Below are 15,452 nucleotides of genomic sequence, written 5' to 3'. Positions count from 1 at the left end.
GGTCGACGGCCGCGCGGTCGAGCCGTCGCAGACCTTCATCTACAAGGGCATGATGTACTCCGACGTGCCGAACCTTGCCTCCGTGTTCGGCTACACCAACGCCTCGTGGACGCTGAAAGCCGACCTCGTCTGCGAATATGTCTGCCGGCTCCTCAATCGCATGGACCGCAAGGGCTATCGCTACTGCATGCCGCACAACAGCGATCCGACGCTCGCGGCCGAGCCGTGGGTCAACTTCTCGTCGGGCTACATCCAGCGCGCGCTCGAGCATCAGCCCAAGCAGGGCTCGAAGCGGCCGTGGAAGCTCTACCAGAACTACGTGCTCGACCTCATGTCCCTGCGCTTCGGCACTTTGCGCGACCGCGCGATGACCTTCGTGCGCTAGACTTTCGGCCGCTTCGGTCCGTCATCGTCTCTTCGCGGCGTCGATGGCTCCGCGCCATGCCCTGCGATACGCTTGGCGATCACCGGGGAGGATCGATGCGCTCACAAGCCGAGAAGGGACGCCTGTTCCGGGACCTGCACGAGCGACCGGGCATCCTGCTGCTGCCCAATCCGTGGGATGCCGGGACGGCAAAGCTCCTGCAGTCGCTGGGCTTCGAGGCCCTGGCGACCACCAGCCTCGGCATGTCGAACGCGCTCGGCCGCGCCGATGGCGAGGGCTCGGTGAGCCGTGCCGAGCTCCTCGAGAACTGCCGCGCGATCGCCGGTGCGACCGATCTGCCGGTGAATGCCGATCTCGAGAACGGCTATGCCGACGAGCCGCGAGCGGCGGCCACCATCCTGCGCGATGCCGCCGAGGCGGGCGTGGTCGGCGGCTCGCTCGAGGACTGGAGCGGCGAGAAGATCTACGACTTCAACCATGCCGTCGAGCGGGTCGCGGCCGGGGTCGAGATGGCGCGGTCGCTCGCGGTGCCGTTCACCTTCACGGCGCGCGCGGAGAACCTCATTCGCGGCCGCGACGACCTCGACGACACGCTTCGCCGCCTGCAGGCCTTCGAGAAGGCGGGAGCCGATGTGCTCTATGCGCCTGGCCTGCGCGATCTCCAGACCATGAAGCTGGTCGCCTCGTCGGTCGGCCGGCCGATCAACGTCGTGATGAGCGCCGCCGATCCCGCACTCAGCGTCGACCAGATGGCGGCCGTCGGCGTGAAGCGGATCAGCGTCGGCGGCGCGCTGTCGCGGCTCGCGCTCGCCGCCTTCATGAAGGGCGCGCGCGAGATGAAGGACGGCGGCTTCACCTGGGTGCGCGAAGCGATGCCGACCCGGGACCTGAAGCCGGTCTTTCGGTCCTGACGGCCAGGGCGCGCCGGCGACGATCTCCACGGCGCGTACGTCGTTCCTCCTGGCCGCCAGCGCCACCTTGACGTCTCGCGCGGCGACGACAGAGCTCGAGGATCAGGCAGCCTGTCGATAATCCAGTCCGTGAGGGCAGGGATGGGGTCGGGTCCGATCTGACGCAGCAGCGAGGCAAGATCGTAGGGGAAGCGCTCGCTCGCCATCAGGCCGTCGCGAAACGTGATCATGACGACGAGCGGCTGCACGATCGGCCGGTTCGACGGCTCGAGGCCGGGAAAGCGCCGATGTGACGGCCGTGCCGCGTCGCCTCGGAGATGCAGCAGTCGTCCTCGGTCCAGCAAGTGCGTTGGCCGGCGACGCGCTGGACCTCGACGTCGAACATGGTCCACCATTGCCGATAGTGCGCGCCGGCGCCGGCATGGCCAGCCAGCCCCGGCCGGTGGCGCAATCTTCGAAGCGGCACTCGGGGTGCAGGATGGCGAGCGTGCCATCGAGGTCGTGCGCGCTCTCGGCCGCCAGGTGGCGGCGCAGCAGGCTGGCGAGCACCTGGTTCATGGGGGAGTGACCTGTTAATGTCTTCGAATTCGAACAAGTTATTAAAACACTGATATGAATCGCAAGCCGCCGCCTGCCGCCAGCCCCATCCCCGCGCCCGGGCAGGGCAAACGCGGCCCCGAAGGGCATCTCGGTTATCTCCTGCGCCAGGCCCAGGCGTCGGTGCGCGGCGCCATGGAGCGGGCGCTCTCCGACCTCGACGTGACGCCGCCGCAGTTCACCGTGCTCACCATGATCGTCGCCTACCCCGGGGTCTCGGGAGCCGACCTGGCGCGGCTCACCTACCTCACCCCTCAGACCATCAACGTCATCGTGGGCAACCTCGAGCGCGCCGGTGCGATCGGGAAAAGCGCACATGCCACGCACGGGCGCATCCTGCGGCTGCATGCCACGGCCGAGGGACAGACCCTGTGCAAGCGCTGTCGCTCGCGCATCGTCGGCATCGAGTCCGAGATCGCGAGGCTGCTCGGCAAGGACGAGGAGCGCGTCGTGCGCCGCTGGCTGAGCGCGGTGGCGGAAAGGCTCGTCGAGAACGGCCGATGAAGCAGAACGATGTGCTGATCGTCGGCGGCGGCGCCATCGGCTCGTCGATCGCCTACCACCTGGCAAGCGACAAGGACTTCGCGGGCAGGGTGGTCGTGATCGAGCGCGATCCGAGCTATGCCCGCGCCTCGTCGGCATTGTCGGCGAGCTCGATCCGCCAGCAGTTCTCCACGCCCCTCAATATCCACCTGTCGCGCCATGGCATCGAGTTCCTGCGCACGGCGCCGAAGCTCCTGGACGTCGATCTGGCGCTGAAGGAGATGGGCTATCTCTTCCTCGCGAGCGCCGCGGGCCAGGCGGTGCTGCGCGCCAACAACGCGGTGCAGCGCGGCGAGGGCTGCGCCGTCGAGCTGGTCGAGCCGGCGGAGCTTGCCCGCCGCTTTCCCTGGATCGCGACCGACGGGCTGGTGCTCGCCTCGTTCGGCGCCGCCAACGAGGGCTGGTTCGACGGGCCGTCGCTGATGCAGGCCTTTCGCCGCGCCGCGCAGGACCGTGGCGCGGTCTACGTCGCCGACGAGGTGGTGGGGCTCGGTCGGCGCCACGTCGACCTGCGCACGGGCGGCCGCATGGCGGCAGGCACCATCGTCGTCGCCGCGGGGGCGTGGTCCGGAGAGATCGCGGCCATGGCCGGCATCGCCCTGCCGGTCGAGCCGCGTCGGCGCTCGGTGTTCGTCTTCGACGTGCGCCGGCCGCCCGGTCCGACACCGCTCACCATCGATCCGTCGGGCGTCTGGTTCCGGCCCGAAGGCCGCTTCTATATCGGCGGCACGACGCCGGCGGCGGGCAACGATCCGGCCGGCGCCCCGCTCGAGGTGCAGCATCGGGAATGGGACGAGATGGTATGGCCCGTGCTGGCGGCACGCGTGCCCGCGTTCGAGGCCGCGAAGGTGGTGAATTCCTGGGCCGGCTACTACGACTACAATACCTTCGACCAGAACGGCATCGTCGGCCGCTGTCCCGCAGCCGAGAGCGTGATCTTCGCCACCGGCTTCTCCGGGCACGGCATACAGCAATCACCGGCGGTCGGGCGCGCGGTCGCGGAGCTGATCGCGCACGGCGAATACCGCACGCTGGATCTTCGGCCGTTCGGTTATGAACGGATATCCGCAGGCCGGCCTATCCGCGAGCTCAACGTGGTGTGATACTCTCGGCCAGCAAGGGAGAGTAACGTGCCCGACCAAGCCTTGGTCAATTCGGACCTGCAATCAGCGCTCGCCGAAGCGCGCCAGGCCTACATCGACCGCAATCCCAGGAGCTTCGCGCGCCATCAGGAAGCCTGCGAGGCGATGCCGGGCGGCAACACGCGCACCACGCTCCACAACGCGCCGTTTCCGCTCACCGTCGTGCGCGGCGAAGGCTGCCGGCTGTGGGACGCCGACGGACACGAATATATCGACGTGCTGGGCGAGTACACCGCCGGCATCTACGGCCACTCCCATCCGGTGATCCGCGCCGCCATCGACCGCGCCCTCAATCACGGCTGGAACTATGCCGGGCGCAACGCCTACGAGGCGCGGCTGGCGCGGCTGATCGCCGACCGCATTCCCTCGATCGACCTCGTGCGTTTCACCAATTCGGGCACCGAGGGCAATGTGATGGCGCTGGCGGGCGCCAGGGTCTTCGCCCAGCGTGCCGGGCGTGCCAAGGCGAGCAAGGTCATGGTGTTCCATGGCGGCTATCACGGCGGCGTGCTCTATTTCGTGACCGGCGGCAGCCCGGTGAACATGCCGTATGATTATGTCGTCGCGCCATACAACGACATCGAGGGCACACGCGCGCTGCTCGCCGGGCACGCCGAGCAGGTCTTCGCCGTGCTGGTCGAGCCGATGCAGGGCAGCCATGGCTGCCTGCCGGGCGATCCCGCGTTCCTCAGGATGCTGCGTGACGAGACGAAGGCGCGGGGCATCACCCTGATCTTCGACGAGGTCATGACCTCGCGTCTCTCGCCGGGCGGCCTGCAGGCAAGGCTCGGGATCGTTCCCGACATGACCACGCTCGGCAAATATATCGGCGGCGGCATGTCGTTCGGCGCCTTCGGCGGCCGGCGCGAGATCATGGAGCTGTTCGATCCCACCAGGCCCGATTCGCTGCCCCATGCCGGCACCTTCAACAACAATGTCCTTACGATGGCGGCGGGTGTGGCCGGCTACGGCGAGGTCTACACGCCCGAGGCGGCGGACGCGCTGAACGCCCGCGGCGAGAAGATCCGGGCGCGGCTGAATGCGATCTGCGCGAAGAACGAGGTCGCCTTCCAGTTTTCCGGCATCGGCTCGATGATGACGGCGCATGCAACGAGGCGCCCCATCCGGACGGCAGCCGACATCGCGAGCTCGAGCCAGGACGCCAAGGAGCTCTTCTTCTTCGACATGTCGGCGGCCGGCATCTGGATCGCCCGCCGCGGCTTCGTCGCGCTGAACATCATGATCGGCGATACGGAGAGCGACCGCTTCGTCTCCGCGGTCGAGGAGTTCGTCACCGCGCGCAAGGCCCTATTGCAGCCGCAATGAGTTCCCACATCCCGGCATGACCGATATCAGCAGCTTTCCCCAGCCTGTTTCCGGCACGGTGACGCCGCGTTTCGGCGACGTCGCGACCTTCATGCGCCTGCCCCTGTTTCGCGATCCTGCCGAGGTCGAGATCGGCCTGATCGGCGTCCCCTGGGACGGCGGCACCACCAATCGGCCGGGGGCGCGGCACGGCCCGCGCCAGATGCGCGACCTGTCGACGATGATGCGCCGCATCCATCACGTCACCGGCATCGCGCCCTACGAGCTCGCCAAGTGCGGCGATCTCGGCGATGCCTCGGTGAACCCGGCGAGCGTCGATGATTCGCTGGCGCGGATCGAGAAATTCTACAGCAAGGTCCACGCCGCCGGCGCCGTTCCGCTTTCCGCGGGCGGCGACCACCTGATCACGCTGCCGATCATGCGCGGCATCGCCCCGAAGGGCGAGAAGGGGGGCCAGGCGCCGCTCGGCATGGTGCATTTCGACGCCCACAGCGATACCTGGGACACCTATTTCGGCGGCTACAAGTACACGCACGGCACGCCTTTCCGTCGCGCCGTGGAGGAGGGGCTGCTCGATCCCCGGCGTGTCGTGCAGATCGGCATCCGCGGCTCGCTCTACAAGCGCGACGACAATGCCTGGGCCGTCGAGCAGGGCATGCGGGTGATCACCATCGAGGAGTACTTCGATCTCGGTGTGGAGAAGGTGATCGCCGAGGCGCGCCGCGTGGTCGGCGACGGCCCGACCTACATCAGCTTCGACGTCGACGGCCTCGATCCGGCCTATGCGCCGGGCACCGGCACGCCCGAGATCGGCGGCTACACCCCGCACGAGGCGCAGCGCATGCTGCGCGGCCTGCGCGGCCTCAACCTGGTCGGCGGCGACGTGGTCGAGGTCTCGCCGCCCTTCGACATGAGCGGCAACACCGCGCTCGTCGGCGTCACCATGATGTGGGAGATCCTCTGCCTGCTTGCAGAATCGGTGGGCAAGAGGAAGGCACGACTGTAGCGCCGGTCACACGGCCCTAACCGGCGCAATAATGCCGCGAGATAAATTCGATGAACACGCGGTCCCGCGCATCGTGTGCGTGATCGAGCGCGCGTTGTACGGCCGGACATTCGAACGGCTGCCAATCGGCCCCGCCTCCCAGCGTGTGGTACAGGACGCTCGTCCGGTCGGAGCGGAAGAAGCTGTAGAAGGCGAGCGTCACGCGAAACCAGTCGTAGGTCGGCATGACCACGTCGCGGACATAGTCCTGTCCTGCGCCGTACTTGAAAAGGATGAGCGCCGCGAGCGGGTCGGGCCGCCTCGAGGGCCAGGGCGCCGCCAGCGTCGCGGCGTCGGTCACGCCGGGCTTCAGGTCGCGATCGAGGAAGCGTCCGAAGAGAAAGACATCGGCATTGTAGGAGACGGCAGCCACGGCAACGATCGAAGCGAACAAGACCAGCGGCCGCGTGGCCTCCCGCAGCCATTCCGCCGGTGCCGCTAGCGCCAGCAGCAGCGCCAGCACCAGTATGTAGGCTCCGGTGTGCCGTGAATAACTCCAGGTCTTCAGGCCCGTACCCGTGGCGGCGCACCACAGGCCGAGCACGGCGACGACCAACGTCGCGGCCGGCAGGAAACGCCATCGCAACCCCACGGCCTTGGCGCCGGGCGCCAGCAACAGGAACCACAAGGCCGCCAGCATTGGAAACAGGACGACCGCCTTCAGCATCCAGAGCGGGTTGATGTAGGCGAACCGGTTGGCTTGCAACGCCGCGATGATCGTCGGGTTGGTTGTCGGCAGCCAGCGGTTGGTCACGAAATAGCCGGCCAGCAGCAACACCGACATTGCCGCGGCGGCGGTCACGGTGCGCGGTGGCGCCGGGCGTCCCATGGCGCCCAGGATCGCACCGACAACGACGTAGAGGATGCTCATCAACGCCAGCGCCGGATGGGTGAAGGCCATCATGGCGCCCAACAGGAGCGTCGCCGTCACGGCACTCCTTGTCGAGCGCGCCGGATCGCTCACCAATGCCAGCCAGATCAGCCACAGTCCGATGCCGACGATCAGCTCGCTGGGGAAATACATCATCACCAGGACGATCGCGAGATAGAGCCGGGAGAACACCCGGTCGCGCTCGATACCGCGCAACACCAGCCACAGCACCAGGGGCGCCGCGAAATAGAGTGCGTGCGCCAGGATCATGTAGGCATCAGCGCCGAGGCCGAAAGCTGCGCGGGCCGCCCAGGCCGGCCCGAACAATGTCAATACCGAGACCGCGCGGCTTGCAATCTGGTTGAAGTAGAGATCCCAGGCATCGCCGAACCAGCCGGCCGACATCAGGACGGCGCCATCGTTCAGCAGCAGGCAGTGGGTCCAGGTGCCGAGCACGGCGGCAAGCAGGAACGCCGCAAGCAGAGCTTTGTCGCTTCGGTCCATTCAGCGGGCTCGGCTCGCAGACAAGGCGCAAGTTCCTCGAAGATTCGTGAAGGATTTCGACATGCTGTGGGCAGGTTCACGTTGTGGGAAGGGCGAACGATTCGAGCGTCTGGGGCAGCCTGCGCCGATGAAATGCGACGCAGGCGGGCGACGTCGTGTGTAACGCATCGATCCTCAGGCAGCCAGTGCCAAGATCTCCTCGACCTCGGCCGGTCCGGCGATCGGGCGCGGGTTGCGCGGCACCCAGGGGGTGTTCATCGCCTGCCGCGCGATGCGCTCGAAATGATCCGCCCCGACCTTCACGTCACCGAGACGGCGCGGCATGCCGAGTCCGCGGATGAAGGCATCGAGCACGTCGGCCGCCTCTTCGCCCGCATGGCCCATGGCCGCTGCGACCAGCGCCTGCTTGTCGGCGTTGGCCGGCTTGTTCCAGCGCATCACCGACGGCAGCATGATGCAGGAGGTGTGGCCATGGGGAACGTCGAACACCGCGCCCAGCACGTAGCCGATGCCGTGACTTGCGCCCATCGGCACGCCGCTCACCAGCGGCGTCATGGAGAGCCAGGCGCCGATCTGGCAGTCGAGCCGGGCGTCCCTGTCGCTCGGATCGGCCTTCACCCTGGGCAGGCCACGCGCCAGCAGTGCGAGACCGTGCAGCGCCGAGGCGTCGCCATAGGGGCTCGACTCGTTGGAGCAGATTCCCTCGACGCAGTGATCGACGGCGCGGATGCCCGTCGAGAGGAACAGCCACAGGGGCGTATGGCGGGTGACCGCCGGATCGAGCACCACGGCCTTGGGGACGATGTCGGGATGACGGAACAGCTCCTTGACCCGGGTGCGCTCGTCGGTCACGCCCGAGATGGGCGAGAATTCGCCGGCCGACAGCGTGGTCGGCACCGAGATCTGGCGCACCCTGGGTGAATTCACCGGCGCCGGCGCGCGCACCTTGTCGAGGGCATCGACGTCGCGGATGCCGTTGGCGAGGCAGAGCTGCACGGCCTTGGCGCCGTCGGTGACCGAGCCGCCGCCCAGCGTTACGATGAGATCGGCCCCGGCCGCGCGCGCCTGTTCGGCGGCGGCGATCACGGCCGAGCGCGGCGTGTGCGCCGGCATCCTGTCGAATGTGCCGACGCAGTGATTGCCGAGCGCCCGGCGAAGCGTCTCGATCTCGTCGGTCTCGCGGTTCAGCGTGCCGCTCACCATCAGAAAGACGCGCTCGGCCTGATGACGGCGCGCCAGCTCGGCCACCGTCTCGGCGGCGGGCTTGCCGAACTGCACTTCCTCGAGCCTGCTGAAGACGACTTGTCCGGCGTGCGGCATGACGTTCCTCCGATCGCGCTCGTTGTTGGCTCAGGGGCCGCGCTGTTGCTAGCTTAGCTCCCATGTCAGGCACACGAAACGGCGCCCTCGCGCGCGCAGAGGCTTATTTCGACGACGGCGGCTTCCTGGCCGATCTGCAGCGGCGCGTGGCCATTCCCACGACCAGCCAGGAGGCCGGCTCGATGCCGGCGCTCCAGCAGTATGTCGCCGGCGAGATGACCGAGTCGCTGGACAAGCTCGGCTACGACTGCAGCGTGTCGCCCAATCCGCGCGCCGAATACGGGCCGTTCCTGATCGCGCGGCGGGTCGAGGATCCGGCCGGGCCGACGGTCCTGACCTATGGCCATGGCGACGTGATCCGCGGCCAGGAGGAGCAGTGGCGGCAGGGTCTCTCGCCCTGGAAGATCGTGGTCGAGGGCGATCGCCTGTACGGCCGCGGCACCGCCGACAACAAGGGCCAGCACACGATCAATATCGCGGCCCTTGCCTGCGTGCTCGAGGAGCGCGGCAGCCTCGGCTTCAACTCGACGATCCTCATCGAGACCGGCGAGGAGACGGGCTCGCCCGGACTCGCCGACTTCTGCAAGGCCAACAAGGCCGCGCTCAGGGCGGACGCGCTGATCGGCTCGGACGGGCCGCGGCTCGACCATCGCCGGCCCACCATCTTCGGCGGCACCCGCGGCACGATGAACTTCGATCTCAGGCTGACGCTGCGCGAGGGCGGCCATCACTCGGGCAACTGGGGCGGCCTGCTCGCCAATCCCGGAATCGTCCTCGCCCATGCACTCGCCACCATCACCGATGCGCGCGGCCAGATCAAAGTGCCCGAGTGGCGGCCCACGACGCTCACCAATTCGGTGCGCGCCGCGCTCGCCGACGCCCATGTCGACGCGGGCGAGGGCGCGCCGGAGATCGATACCGAGTGGGGCGAGAAGGGCCTGACGCCGGTCGAGCGCGTGTTCGGCTGGAACTCCTTCGAGGTGCTGGCCTTCAAGACCGGCAATCCCGACCGGCCGGTCAACGCCATACCGCCCAGCGCCGTCGCCCACTGCCAGCTCCGCTTCGTCGTCGGCACCGATCCGCACGATATCGTGCCGGCGCTGCGCCGCCATCTTGCACGGCACGGCTTCGACGCGATCGAGGTCGAGCCGGCGCGCGACGTGATCATGAATGCGACGCGCCTCGATCCGGAGAACCCGTGGGCCAGGTTCGCCGCCGCCTCGATCGAGAAAACCGCGGGCCAGAAGCCCAACATGCTGCCCAATCTCGGTGGCTCACTGCCCAACGAGGTGTTCGCCGACATCCTCGGCATGCCGACCGTGTGGGTGCCGCATTCCTATGCCGCCTGTTCGCAGCATGCGCCCAACGAGCATCTGCTGGCGTCCGTGGCGCGCGACGGGCTGCGACTGATGACCGGCCTGTTCTGGGATCTCGGCGCCGAGGGGCGGCCGGGGTGACGGCCTCTTTCAGAACGTCCGTGGCAGAGGAGGAAGCAATGGCTGACGTAGGAACGGAGAAAGTCTTCGAGAACGACAAGGTCATCGTCTGGAACTTCGTGCTCGCGCCGGGGGCGGAAACGCCGATGCATACGCATGAGCACAGTTACATGTGGTATTCCATCGACGGCGCTCCCTTGCAGATCTTCGACGAGCAGGGGAAGGACCTGGGCACCCTCGATATCCCGACGGGTGCGATCTACTCGCTGAAACTCGACAACGGCTTCCTGGAAGTCCTGTCCGAACATGGCAAGGGGATGCGTGTGCCCGCCAGGCACAAGGCGAGGAACATCGGCCCGACCGCCTATCGGGAAGTGCTGGTCGAGTACAAATGATCGGCGGCCCGGCACGGAGGCGTTTCGATCCGGTCCATGATCGCCTCCGGCCGGCATGACAGAACCGACACCGGAAGGCCGGCTGGCCTGACCGCACAGCCATGCTGACGGCGGAGCAGGCAGCCGACCTGGTCGAGGCGATCGCGCTACGGCAGGATCGCGCGGCCTTCGCCGCCCTGTTCCGGCACTATGCGCCGCGCCTCAAGTCCTTCGTCGTGCGCGGGGGCGGCGACCCGGAGACGGCGCAGGAAGTCGCCCAGGAAGCGATGATCATGGTGTGGCGCAAGGCCGCGAGCTTCGATCGGCGCCGGGCTTCGGCGGCCACCTGGATCTACACCATTGCCCGCAACAAGCGCATCGATCTGATGCGGCGCGCCGGCCGGCCTGCCCTCGAAACCGAGGACTGGCTGGCGGTTTTCGCGCCGGCGGACGAGGGCGCCGACAAATCCGTGTTCGCCGGCCAGACGTATCTACGCATGAAGGAGTTGATGGACGGCCTGCCTCCGGACCAGCAGGCGGTGATTCGCAAGGCCTTCTTCGAGGACAAGGCCCACACCGCGATCGCCGAGGAGATGCGGCTGCCGCTCGGCACGGTGAAGTCGCGGATCCGGGCCGCTTTGGGCAAGCTGCGCCAGGCGCTGGAGAAGGAGGACGAAGAGAAGCCATGAGCCGTCATGCAGCGCCCGAGGAGCTTGTGCTCGACTATGTCGCCGGCACGCTGGCGGAGGGGCCGGCGCTCGCGCTGTCGCTCCACCTTGCGCTCGACCCGGCGGCGCGACGCCTGGCCGACGGGCTGGCCGCGCTTGGCGGCGCGCTGATCGAGGGCGAGACTCCCGCCGAACTCGACGCGGCCGTCCTCGACAGAGTTCTCGGCCGTGTCGAACGCGTCCCGGTCGACCCGCCGCCGGAGGTTCCGCAGGCCGGCCCGGGCTTCGAATGGGCGCCGCCCGCGCTGCGCCCTCATCTCGCGACGGGTGCCCGATGGAAGCGCAGGTTCGGCGGCTTCGAGGAGATGGCGCTGAAACCGGGAGGCGAGACGCACCGCGTCTCGCTGCTGCGGCTCGAACCCGGTAAAGGCCTTCCGGTGCATCGTCATGCGGGGAGCGAATACACGGTCGTGCTGCAGGGCGGATACACCGACTCGACCGGCAGCTATGGCGTCGGCGATTTCGCTGTCGGGCCGGGCGCCGAGGAACATCGGCCGATCGCCGATCCGGGAACGGCATGCATCGCGCTGATCGTGCTCGAGCAGCCGATCGTGCTGACGGGCCGCTGGGGGCGCTGGTTCAATCCGCTGGTGCGGCGCGGCTGGCTCTGACAGGCTCCCGCCCCTGGAGGAGAGCCGATGTCACGCATTCCGTACTACGAAGTCGAGAACGCCGCCGGCAGGCATGCCGAGTTCCTGGGCAAGCTCGGCACGCAGCTCAACATCTACCGCATGCTGGCCCACTCGGAGAACGGCTTGAAGGGCTTCGCGCGCATGGGCAACACGCTGCTGCATCGCTGCGAGCTCGATCCGGTCTTGCGCGAGCTCGCCATCCTGCGCGTCGGACGGCTCAGCCGCGCCGCCTACGAGGTGTTCCTCCACGAGCGCATCGCCCGCGAGGTCGGGGTCGCGGACGAGAAGATCGCGGCGCTGCGCGACGCGACCATCGAGTCGCCGGTCTTCTCGGACCACGAGAAGGCCGTGCTGCGCTTCACCGACGAGGTGGTGCGCAACGTGCGTGCCTCGGACAAGGCGCTGAAGGCTGTCGAAGTCTTCCTCTCCCGCGGCGCCCTGGTCGAACTGACGCTCGCCATCGGCTACTACATGATGGTCTGCCGTTTTCTCGAGACGACCGGCGTCGATGGCGAGGAAGGGCAGGCCGAGTGGCTGAAGACGGCAAAACTGTAGGCGTGGAGTTCGACCGATGGCGTATCGCGTTCTGATCGCGCAGTTCATGCACGAGACCAACACGTTCAGCAAACTGAAGACCACGCTCGACGACTATCGCCGCCGCTGGCTGATCGAAGGCGAGGCGATGGTGCCGCACTTCAAGGGCACGCGGAACGAGGTGGCCGGCTACATCGACTCGGCGGCGAAGCATGGCTGGCAACCGGTCTATGCCGTGGCGGCCAACGCGACGCCCTCGGGCAAGCTCACCAGGCAGACGTGGGAGACGATCCGCGACAAGATCGTCGGCGCGGCCAGGAGCGTCGGCAAGCTCGACGCCGTCTGCCTTTCGCTGCACGGCGCCATGGTGACTGAGACCGAGGACGATGCCGAGGGCGCGTTGCTCGAGGCGCTGCGCGGCGTGATCGGGCCCGACGTGCCGATGGTGGCGACGCTCGATTTGCATGCCAACGCGACCGCCAGGATGGCGGCGAATGCCAACGCGCTGGTGGCCTTCCGCACCTATCCGCATGTCGACGGCTACGACCGCGCCGTGCAGGCGGCGGCGCTGGTGCAGGAGGCGCTCGCGGGCACGAAGAAGCCGCGCTGTCTTCTCAGCCAGCCTGCCATGCTGGAGGGCGCGGACCATGGCCGGACCACGCAGCCCGGCCTGATGCGCGACCTGCTTGCGAAGGCCGACGGCTACGAGAAGGAAGCCGGCATCGACGTCGTCAGCATCCAGGTCGGCTTCACCTGGTCGGACATTCCCTATACCGGCCCCTCGATCGCGGTCAGCCACGAGCCGCAGGCGCAGGCGCGCGCGAAGGAGATCGCCCGCGCCCTGATCGACGAGATCTGGCGCCGCCGCGACGAGACGACCGCGGACTATCGGCCGATCTCGGACGGCATCGCCGCGGCGCGCGCGAACAGGGACGGGAAGGGGCCCCTGGTGATCGCCGACGGGACCGACAATCCGGGCGGCGGCGGCTACAACGACACGACCCCCGTCCTGCAGGCGCTGATCGATGCCCGGATCGGGAACGCCGCCGTCGGCACGATCTACGATCCGGGCACGGTGCAGCAGGCGATGAAGGCGGGCGTCGGCGCCGAGATCGAGGTCGCGCTGGGCGGGCACACCGATGCCTCGATGGGAGCGCCGGTGAAGGCGCGGGCGCTCGTGAGGATGTTGTCGGACGGCGTGTTCAGGAACGACGGTCCGATGAACGCGGGCGTCGAGAGCAACATGGGGCCGACGGCCGTGCTGCGCATCGGCGGCATCGACGTCGTCACCATCTCCAACCGCATCCAGACCATCGATCTGCAGGCCTTTCTGAGCCAGGGCATCGATCCCCGCACCAAAGACGTGCTGGTGGTGAAGAGCGTGCAGCACTTCCGCGCCGCCTATGCGCCGATCGCGCGCGAGATCGTGCTGGTGGATTCGGGCGGCATCTGCTCGCCAGATATCTCGCGGCTGAAGTTCACCAGGCTGCGCCGGCCGATCTGGCCGCTCGACGGCGTGAACGATCCCTACGCCGGAGCGCGCCCGGCCTAGACGTCGGGTTTGCCGAGAGGCCGGCAGTTGTAGAGGCTTTCGACGATGGCCGTCGCGTTCTCGGGCGAGAAGCGCACGCTCGGCACGTAGCCGACCGGGCAGACGGTGAACAGGAAACCGCCGATCGTGCCAGGCGCGACCCCCGAATCGAACCAGCCGCCGGGCGGGACATCGGCCTCGCGAACATGGCCGCCGTCGTGGGCCATGAACTTGATGGCGACCGGCCGGTCGCAATCGTTGCGCGTGCCGATATTGCTCCCCTGGAAATGCCATTGCGTGCAGGCTTCCATGTGCGCGCGCGACGGCGACTGCGCCGCCGCGAGCCCGGCCGCGCCGACCAGCAGCAGCAGCAGTGCGGCGCGGATCACTTCTTCTGCCGGAAGAAGGTCGTCAGCACGAAGCGCCGGCCGCGCGTCACGGGCAGGGCCTCGTGCAGAACGGAGCAGGAAAAGACCGCGGCCGCGCCGGCCGGCGGCGAAACCCTGACGCCCGCGTATTCGGGAAAGACCAGTTCGCCGCCCTCGAAATCGTCGTTGAGGTTCAGTGACACGGCGAAGGCGCGGTCGGCCGTGGTCGGTGCGCCGTTGTCGCGATGGGCGGAGAAGAAGTGGTGGCCCTCGGCGCTGTACGACAGCACGACATGGGCATCGAAGGTGAACTCGCGGTCGAAGGCGAAGGCCTTCGCGAGCTCGGGGCCGATGCGGTAGGCAAGGCGGTCGGAGATCGCCTTCTGCATCATCGGCTCGACGATCATGTAGTCTTCGGTGCGCTTGAGCTCGGCCACGCCGACATTGCCGTAGCGGCTGGAGACGCCGCTGTCCTGATGGTCGCCCTTGTGCCAGAGGCGGATCACCTGGCCGCAGAACTCGGGCTCGAACACCCGCGGCAGCACGAGCACCGGCGCCATCGGACACTTGATCGCCTGATCCCGGCCGCCGTTGCTGCGCACGCTGTCGGCCAGACCGCCGATCGCCTCGGCGGCGGCGAGCAGCGGCCGGCTGTCGAAGGTCGCGGCCACGCGCTGGTTGGGATCGAGCACGATCGCGCGCGTGCGTGGACCGGCGGCCTGGCCGAAGCCGATGCCGCCCTGGCTCAGGAGGGCGGGAACGAACTTCCTGTCGCCGTCACAGAGCAGGAGACATCCGCCGGCCTCGCCGCCGAGCTTGCCCCAGATCGGAGAGGCGGCAGCGACCGCGGTCCCCGTCGCCACGACGAGTCCGGCCGACGCTGCCTTGCAGGCCGCGGCCAGGGTCGCGAGGTGATCGGCGTCGAGGCTCTGGAGCGCGTCGGTCGCGACAAGCACCACGGGCTGGCCGGTGAACGACCAGACGAACTTGCGGAACTTGCCGTCGAGCCCGGGCAGCGCGAAGTCGGGAACACGATCACCAGGACGGAGCAGCAGCGCGGTGGTCATCGAAGCCCGCAGAACGAGGAACGCCGGTAGCGGATGGTGGGCGCGGCAGGGATTGAACCTGCGACCCCACCCGTGTGAAGGGTGTGCTCTCCCGCTGAGCTACGCGCCCGGAAGGCGCGCGTATAGGGCCTGCAAGCC

General features: G+C 68.1%; 16 protein-coding genes, 1 tRNA gene and 1 pseudogene. 12 read left to right on the top strand and 6 right to left on the bottom strand.

Annotated elements, in window-relative coordinates; translation table 11 throughout:
• Positions 1-385 (top strand): annotated as a pseudogene (locus VH499_RS14805) (FAD-containing monooxygenase EthA); the annotation flags it as partial.
• A gap of 95 nt (positions 386-480) precedes the next feature.
• On the top strand, positions 481-1,296 hold the full coding sequence (locus VH499_RS14800; RefSeq protein ID WP_332053508.1) for an isocitrate lyase/phosphoenolpyruvate mutase family protein: 816 nt from the start codon (positions 481-483) through the stop codon (positions 1,294-1,296).
• 226 nt (positions 1,297-1,522) lie between these two features.
• Here the strand turns inward: VH499_RS14800 and VH499_RS14795 are convergent, their stop codons facing one another.
• On the bottom strand, positions 1,523-1,762 hold the full coding sequence (locus VH499_RS14795) for a hypothetical protein (protein WP_332053507.1): 240 nt from the start codon (positions 1,760-1,762) through the stop codon (positions 1,523-1,525).
• 146 nt (positions 1,763-1,908) lie between these two features.
• Between VH499_RS14795 and VH499_RS14790 the strand changes: the two genes are divergently transcribed.
• Genes VH499_RS14790 through speB form a run of 4 tightly spaced genes read left to right on the top strand, consistent with a single transcriptional unit; the run spans position 1,909 to position 5,910 of the window.
• Entirely contained in the window at positions 1,909-2,397 is a 489-nt protein-coding gene (locus VH499_RS14790; RefSeq protein WP_332053506.1) for a MarR family winged helix-turn-helix transcriptional regulator, read from the top strand.
• On the top strand, positions 2,394-3,539 hold the full coding sequence (locus VH499_RS14785) for an FAD-binding oxidoreductase (RefSeq protein ID WP_332053505.1): 1,146 nt from the start codon (positions 2,394-2,396) through the stop codon (positions 3,537-3,539). The genes VH499_RS14790 and VH499_RS14785 overlap by 4 nt, the downstream gene beginning before the upstream one ends.
• 27 nt (positions 3,540-3,566) lie before the next feature.
• Positions 3,567-4,904: an aspartate aminotransferase family protein gene (locus VH499_RS14780; protein WP_332053504.1), complete on the top strand. Its 1,338-nt coding sequence runs from the start codon at positions 3,567-3,569 to the stop codon at positions 4,902-4,904.
• A gap of 16 nt (positions 4,905-4,920) precedes the next feature.
• Complete coding sequence (gene speB / locus VH499_RS14775) at positions 4,921-5,910, top strand: agmatinase (RefSeq protein WP_332053503.1); 990 nt, start codon at positions 4,921-4,923, stop codon at positions 5,908-5,910.
• 16 nt (positions 5,911-5,926) lie between these two features.
• Here speB and VH499_RS14770 read toward each other — a convergent pair whose 3' ends face one another.
• Together VH499_RS14770 and VH499_RS14765 are read right to left on the bottom strand one after the other, a co-directional pair.
• Positions 5,927-7,324, bottom strand: a complete 1,398-nt coding sequence (locus VH499_RS14770; RefSeq protein WP_332053502.1) for a hypothetical protein — start codon at positions 7,322-7,324, stop codon at positions 5,927-5,929.
• 174 nt (positions 7,325-7,498) lie between these two features.
• Positions 7,499-8,644: an iron-containing alcohol dehydrogenase gene (locus tag VH499_RS14765; protein ID WP_332053501.1), complete on the bottom strand. Its 1,146-nt coding sequence runs from the start codon at positions 8,642-8,644 to the stop codon at positions 7,499-7,501.
• Positions 8,645-8,706: 62 nt separating this feature from the next.
• Here VH499_RS14765 and VH499_RS14760 point away from each other — a divergent pair, with 62 nt between their 5' ends.
• The 6 genes from VH499_RS14760 to VH499_RS14735 all read left to right on the top strand — a co-directional run bounded on the left by VH499_RS14760 (position 8,707) and on the right by VH499_RS14735 (position 13,900).
• Entirely contained in the window at positions 8,707-10,101 is a 1,395-nt protein-coding gene (locus VH499_RS14760) for a M20 family metallopeptidase (RefSeq protein WP_332053500.1), read from the top strand.
• A 38-nt stretch (positions 10,102-10,139) separates the two neighbouring features.
• Positions 10,140-10,475 (top strand): hypothetical protein, encoded by a 336-nt coding sequence (locus VH499_RS14755; RefSeq protein ID WP_332053499.1) that lies wholly within the window; start codon positions 10,140-10,142, stop codon positions 10,473-10,475.
• 101 nt (positions 10,476-10,576) lie between these two features.
• Complete coding sequence (locus VH499_RS14750) at positions 10,577-11,143, top strand: sigma-70 family RNA polymerase sigma factor (RefSeq protein WP_332053498.1); 567 nt, start codon at positions 10,577-10,579, stop codon at positions 11,141-11,143.
• Positions 11,140-11,793, top strand: coding sequence for a ChrR family anti-sigma-E factor (locus tag VH499_RS14745; protein ID WP_332053497.1), 654 nt, complete (start codon positions 11,140-11,142; stop codon positions 11,791-11,793). The genes VH499_RS14750 and VH499_RS14745 overlap by 4 nt, the downstream gene beginning before the upstream one ends.
• A gap of 27 nt (positions 11,794-11,820) precedes the next feature.
• On the top strand, positions 11,821-12,369 hold the full coding sequence (locus tag VH499_RS14740; protein ID WP_332053496.1) for a carboxymuconolactone decarboxylase family protein: 549 nt from the start codon (positions 11,821-11,823) through the stop codon (positions 12,367-12,369).
• 16 nt (positions 12,370-12,385) lie between these two features.
• Positions 12,386-13,900 (top strand): M81 family metallopeptidase, encoded by a 1,515-nt coding sequence (locus VH499_RS14735; protein WP_332053495.1) that lies wholly within the window; start codon positions 12,386-12,388, stop codon positions 13,898-13,900.
• Here the strand turns inward: VH499_RS14735 and VH499_RS14730 are convergent.
• The 3 genes from VH499_RS14730 to VH499_RS14720 form a co-directional block, all read right to left on the bottom strand.
• Positions 13,897-14,268 carry a hypothetical protein gene (locus tag VH499_RS14730; RefSeq protein ID WP_332053494.1) on the bottom strand — a complete coding sequence of 124 codons (372 nt, stop codon included), beginning with the start codon at positions 14,266-14,268 and terminating at the stop codon, positions 13,897-13,899. The two genes, VH499_RS14735 and VH499_RS14730, sit on opposite strands and share 4 nt — an antisense overlap.
• Positions 14,265-15,314 carry a hypothetical protein gene (locus VH499_RS14725; RefSeq protein WP_332053493.1) on the bottom strand — a complete coding sequence of 350 codons (1,050 nt, stop codon included), beginning with the start codon at positions 15,312-15,314 and terminating at the stop codon, positions 14,265-14,267. The genes VH499_RS14730 and VH499_RS14725 overlap by 4 nt, the downstream gene beginning before the upstream one ends.
• 34 nt (positions 15,315-15,348) lie before the next feature.
• A tRNA-Val gene (locus VH499_RS14720) sits at positions 15,349-15,423 on the bottom strand.
• Positions 15,424-15,452: the final 29 nt, after the last annotated feature.

The organism is Reyranella sp. (genome assembly GCF_036558665.1).
Lineage (GTDB): Bacteria > Pseudomonadota > Alphaproteobacteria > Reyranellales > Reyranellaceae > Reyranella.
This window is presented reverse-complemented; position numbering and strand designations above follow the sequence as displayed.

Coding starts and splice junctions, on each gene's coding strand:
- speB (WP_332053503.1), top strand. CDS start 4,921: ATGACCGATATCAGCAGCTTTCCCCAGCCTGTTTCCGGCACGGTGACG.
- VH499_RS14735 (WP_332053495.1), top strand. CDS start 12,386: ATGGCGTATCGCGTTCTGATCGCGCAGTTCATGCACGAGACCAACACG.
- VH499_RS14785 (WP_332053505.1), top strand. CDS start 2,394: ATGAAGCAGAACGATGTGCTGATCGTCGGCGGCGGCGCCATCGGCTCG.
- VH499_RS14765 (WP_332053501.1), bottom strand. CDS start 8,644: ATGCCGCACGCCGGACAAGTCGTCTTCAGCAGGCTCGAGGAAGTGCAG.
- VH499_RS14755 (WP_332053499.1), top strand. CDS start 10,140: ATGGCTGACGTAGGAACGGAGAAAGTCTTCGAGAACGACAAGGTCATC.
- VH499_RS14790 (WP_332053506.1), top strand. CDS start 1,909: ATGAATCGCAAGCCGCCGCCTGCCGCCAGCCCCATCCCCGCGCCCGGG.
- VH499_RS14750 (WP_332053498.1), top strand. CDS start 10,577: ATGCTGACGGCGGAGCAGGCAGCCGACCTGGTCGAGGCGATCGCGCTA.
- VH499_RS14745 (WP_332053497.1), top strand. CDS start 11,140: ATGAGCCGTCATGCAGCGCCCGAGGAGCTTGTGCTCGACTATGTCGCC.
- VH499_RS14760 (WP_332053500.1), top strand. CDS start 8,707: ATGTCAGGCACACGAAACGGCGCCCTCGCGCGCGCAGAGGCTTATTTC.
- VH499_RS14740 (WP_332053496.1), top strand. CDS start 11,821: ATGTCACGCATTCCGTACTACGAAGTCGAGAACGCCGCCGGCAGGCAT.
- VH499_RS14770 (WP_332053502.1), bottom strand. CDS start 7,324: ATGGACCGAAGCGACAAAGCTCTGCTTGCGGCGTTCCTGCTTGCCGCC.
- VH499_RS14725 (WP_332053493.1), bottom strand. CDS start 15,314: ATGACCACCGCGCTGCTGCTCCGTCCTGGTGATCGTGTTCCCGACTTC.
- VH499_RS14800 (WP_332053508.1), top strand. CDS start 481: ATGCGCTCACAAGCCGAGAAGGGACGCCTGTTCCGGGACCTGCACGAG.